Annotated in this window: 3 protein-coding genes and 1 pseudogene; 1 reads left to right on the top strand and 3 read right to left on the bottom strand. The window is 38.5% G+C overall.

Annotated elements, in window-relative coordinates; all coding sequences use genetic code 11:
- Positions 1-128 (bottom strand): annotated as a pseudogene (locus VIH09_RS05060) (DNA polymerase IV); the annotation flags it as partial.
- A gap of 87 nt (positions 129-215) precedes the next feature.
- Between VIH09_RS05060 and VIH09_RS05055 the strand changes: the two are divergent.
- The gene (locus VIH09_RS05055; RefSeq protein ID WP_331578533.1) at positions 216-983 is read left to right on the top strand and encodes a LexA family transcriptional regulator; all 768 of its coding nucleotides are present in this window, start codon (positions 216-218) and stop codon (positions 981-983) included.
- 340 nt (positions 984-1323) lie between these two features.
- On the opposite strand, the gene VIH09_RS05050 is transcribed toward VIH09_RS05055, so the two are convergent.
- Both VIH09_RS05050 and VIH09_RS05045 read right to left on the bottom strand, forming a co-directional pair.
- On the bottom strand, positions 1324-2754 hold the full coding sequence (locus VIH09_RS05050; protein WP_331578531.1) for an OprD family outer membrane porin: 1431 nt from the start codon (positions 2752-2754) through the stop codon (positions 1324-1326).
- Between the two features lie 145 nt (positions 2755-2899).
- A complete protein-coding gene (locus VIH09_RS05045; protein WP_331578529.1) occupies positions 2900-4594 on the bottom strand; it encodes a bifunctional metallophosphatase/5'-nucleotidase in 1695 nt (564 codons plus the stop codon).
- Positions 4595-4934 lie beyond the last annotated feature (340 nt).

Raw genomic sequence — 4934 nt, 5'->3', positions numbered from 1 at the left:
CAAGATGCAACCACACCACGGTCGCCGCCACCAATAATCAAAGGAATTCCCTCCAGTTTTGAATTCCCCAATCTTTCGCAGGACACAAAAAAAGTATCCAAATCCATATGTACAATCGCCCGTCCCATAATCATCTCATTTTATACACAACAAAATTAGCACGGATTGTAACAAAATTGATTATATTTGTTGTTCCAAATTGTAACAAAATCAACATGTCTTTATTTTCCGACAACATCAGGAACCTTAGGGTCAAACAGAAAATTTCACAGGAGAAACTAGCCGAGTCGCTGGCAATAACCAGGGGGAGGTACGTCAAATATGAAGACGGAACTTCGGAAGCGCCTTATGAAATTCTGAAAAAAATAGCCCATTATTACCACATCAGCATTGACCTGCTGCTTTCGGTCGATGTCCGGAAAATACCCATGGATGATTTGTTAAAACTCGAGGACAATAGGATATTGCTGCCCATCACGGTAGACAGGGAAGGGGACAGCTTTATTGAAATTGTTCCCCATAAAGCGAGGGCCGGTTACCTTAGCGGTTATTCCGACCCTGAATTTATCGAAAACCTACAGCACATTTCGTTGCCGTGGCTGCGCAATGGAAAATTCAGGGCTTTCCCCGTGGATGGTGATTCTATGCCGCCCCACAAAAGCGGTTTTTTTATCGTGGGTCGTTATGTGGAAAAACTGGGTGACGTGATGGACGGTAAGACTTACATATTGCTGACCAAAAACGAAGGGATTGTTTACAAGAGACTGAACAAGAACGGAAAAAACGCATTGGTGCTCCATTCGGACAACGCCTATTATAAATCCTATGAGGTTAAGGCTTCGGAAATCCTTGAAATTTGGGAATTTGCCTGCAGCTTTGCCACCGAAGAATTCAGCCCTGATGATTTGAACCCGGAAAGCTTGAGAAATGCACTGATGGAATTGAGGAGAGAGGTTAGGGAAGTGAAGGATAAGCTTTCCTAAACAGATTTCAGCCATTTAGGCAGTTGATTTATACAGCTGAGTCGGTTTCTTAAGCAAAAGAAGCATCAGGTCTAATTGTTTTTTCAATCAACAATGCGCCTGTTTTTTTCCAATCTGAAAAGGCTTTGGAGAGAATTTCTCCTCAATTTTCAGGGGCAGACCACTAATGAAGAGAAAAATAGTCTTTTTTCGGGATATTTCATGCGGGTCCACAAGTTTTATATTGTAGTCATTGCTGAAATTAAGGATTGGGAGCGGAATAGAGAATTAATCCATGAGGCTATAATTCTGGGGGCTATCACTTATAGAAGAGCAATCAAATTTAAAATAGTCCACACAATCAAAAGTTGAAATTGAGTATAAAATTGACATTGCTCATGTTGGTTTTATTGAAAATGTAATTTTTGTTATCATAGCTTTCACCCACATTGAACTTATGCACATACAATAACTGCGCATCAAAGCCTTTTAACATACCCTGAAATTGGTAGCGAACATCCGCATTAGTTTGAACATAAGAAGGCAATCCGTATTTATTTAACGAAGCGTTTTTCACATCCGGCAAATCAAAATATCCCACCGCCAGATGGGATTTGAATGTTTTTTTAGGATCCGTATATTGTATTTTGGTCATGACCGCGTGCACATCTCCAAAACCTTCATTTCTTTCCCGTGCCATAAAGGTATAAAACGGGTCTCGTCCCCATTCCCGGGGCATCAAGTACCTTCCTTTGGCCGTTATTCGGTTGTAATTTAAAATGATTTCTATTTTTTTGTTTTGCCAGCCTAACCTTCCTCCAAAAGTTTGAGAATTGCCATTTTTTTCAAAATAGGTTTTGCTTTGGTCCTCATTCCCGCCAAAATTCAATGCGTTTTGGTATATTGTCTGAAAACCGAAAAGTAGTTTTGAGTTCGGATTCAGATCGTATTTATAGTCCATTTGCAATAGTGCCGAATTGAATAGATTCTCTGCATACTGATTCCACAAAAGCGTTTTTAAATTCTTTATCGATTCATTTTGTACGCCGACAATATAGATGCCGTCACTGTCTAAATTTCCGGCGTAATCAGACTTCGTTCCATCAGCATTCACACCGGTTGGATAAATCCCTATGGATTCTCCAACTCTAAAATATTTCATCGTACTTCGTGGCGAAATTCCGTATAGGTAACCCGCATTAATTGTAGTTTTTTTTATTTCATTAAAATCAACCCAAATTCCATCCACTTCTGTAGGCCGCATCCTCCCGTCCTGCAGGTTTATGAAAGAGGTGTTCATCAGTTGTTTTCCAAGGGTTACAGTCGAATTTTTATAGTTGTATTTTAAATATAATTCTTCTAAGCGGCTTAAATTGCCTTTACTGGATGCATTTTGAATGTCAAAAAGCCCCACTTCGTACCTGTTGGATGAATTTGTTAGGGGGTCTTTTTCAGAAAGATCAGAGGAGCCCATATCATAAATGTAATAGCCGCTGACGCCAAATTGAAAACCATGAAATTTAGCCGTTTCAAATTTTACGCCGCCTCCAAGTGCATTGGCATAATAATCGGATAAGCCACTTTCATTGTTGGTGGCCATGAAAAAATAGCGAAAATGGCCACTGAAGTTTCCGTTTTTGAAAGCCTTTAAAACCGATGCGGAATCAATTTTTTCGTCACTTTTTTCTTTCCAAACCGATGGCTTATCTGAAATTTCCTGATGTTGTGCTTTGGTATTTATGACAAAAAGTATGGAAGCAAGGATATAAATCCGAGCGAAAAATTTTTTCATTTTTGAACGTTTAGATTTGGTACAAAAATAATCCCATTCATATGAATGGGAGGTAACTATTATCACATTGACCAAAAAATAAAGTCGAATGCTTTACGCATTCGACTTTATGACTTTATGACTTTTGACTTTACGACTTAAATATTTACCTGAAAGTATAATCAACACCGGTAACCTGGGTTAATAGTGTCTCTGGAGCGTCAAGAATTATGGCGTTTTTTTGCGGCGTAGGCGTAACGGGAGAGTTTTGTTTTAAATACTCTTTCATTACCGAATGCAAGGTTGAAGTGGTGTTTTTGGCATCCACAACGCCTTTCATCCTGCAAAGCATGTCCACAGGGTCTCCGTCACGTTCACAGGCCATTATGGAATACATTTTTTCAGGATCTATCGGCATATTTTTTACCGTAATGCTTTGCACTCTTTTGCCTATTTCGGAAAAAGCATTAAATCGCACTTCCATTCCTTTGAACTTCACCACCCAGCCACCAAAACGTTTTGAAGCGTCTTCGGCAAAAACATTGTTTAGTTCTTTTTCTAACCAGTTTTTCAATTGGTTTCCGGTCACTTTTGCTGTTCTAACCGTACTGTCCACGGGTAACATATCAAAAATAAATCCGTTTGTGATGGGAATATTTCCGGTCTGGTCCGGAGTTGTTTTTGGAGGACAAAAGCGGAATCCATTAGAAAGATTAATGTCAATTTCAGGGAATTTCCAGTTTAAAGCATTCAGAATCATCGTGTCAATGGGATTTTCCACCACAAAATAACGGTACAAAGGAATCGTGCTGTATCCAATAACCTGATTGATTTGTTCCTGATAAACGGATTCTTTTTCTTTTAATAATTTTTCGATTTCGGAATCCGGTTTTATTTTAGGGGAATCAACTTCGAGTAGCTCATAGTTGTCTTTAATGACTTTTCCGTTGAGAATGGTCAAATCTAATTTTCCAATAAATGAACCAAATGCTCCTGGTTCTACTACTTTTGAATATTTACAAACTATAGGTTTCCGAACTCTTTCGTGTGTATCACCTCCTAAAATATAATTGACACCCTCACATTCGGGACGGTTTGCTAATGCGATTTGCTGCGATAAACCAAGGTGTGCAATCATAATTACATAGCTGCATTGTTCCTGATTTCGAAGTACATCCACATAATGGGCCAGATTTTCTTCGGGATTAGTATAAATGATTCCTTTGCTGTAATTTGGGCTCTGTCTCAAGGGTACTAGTGGATCTGTATAGCCTAAAAAACCGATTTTTGCTCCGGCTATGTGCCAAATCGTATAGGGTTGAAAAATAAGTTCGCCACGTTTTCCGTCGCCTAAATCATGGTACATATTCGTACAGATTTTTGGTGCATCCAAAGAACCCAAAAGGGTTTGCATTCTCTTTTTTCCGTAAATCACTTCCCAGTTTCCAGGCAAGTACAAATCGTAATCCAACGCATTTAAAATAGGAACAAAAGCTTCACCGGTTGTTTCTACACTTAATTCGCTACCCTGAAACATATCGCCAGTGTCAATGATATAGGTGTTTGGATTTTTCTTTTTGAGTTGTTTCAGTAAAGTTGCCATATAGGCATAACCGCCCGTTTTTCTAAAAACCGCTTTCCCATTTTCCCAAAACAATTCGTCATGCGGATGAATCTGGCAATGCACATCGGTCGTTTGAAGAATAGAAATCGTTTGAGGTTTGCTTCGGTCAATTGCTGTATCCAGATTCACTTCTTCCATTTGGGTCGTATTTGCAATAGCAGATAATGGCGAAATAATTGCAGCGCCCAGACCTAATGTTCCTACAGATTTTAGAAAGTTTCTTCGGTTATTGCTCATGTTCTTAGTTTTTTTAGTTTAGTTTTTGCAGATTTTAATAGATAAACCCGCAAAAGATATAATGGTGCAGATGGTGCGAAATTTTGATATTATTGATTTAGAATCCCCCTTTAATATAACTCCAGCCTTGTTCTTGTTTTTTACAACTTCGGCAATTCCTGCGGGCACATATTCTATTTCAGCGATCAATTGTTCTTTAGTTATTTTTCTGTCCTTTCACATAATCCAATGATAAAGAGAGTCGTTAGTTTTAGAATTTTCATTTGTTTTATGTTTTAGATTTCAATTTCTCCTCAGCCTCCTCCATTTTCTTTTTTTCCTTTTTTATGGGTTTAAATGG

It is taken from the genome of Flavobacterium sp. (assembly GCF_036515215.1).
Lineage (GTDB): Bacteria > Bacteroidota > Bacteroidia > Flavobacteriales > Flavobacteriaceae > Flavobacterium.
Note: the sequence above shows the minus strand (reverse complement) of the source record. Positions and strands in the feature narration are given on the sequence as shown.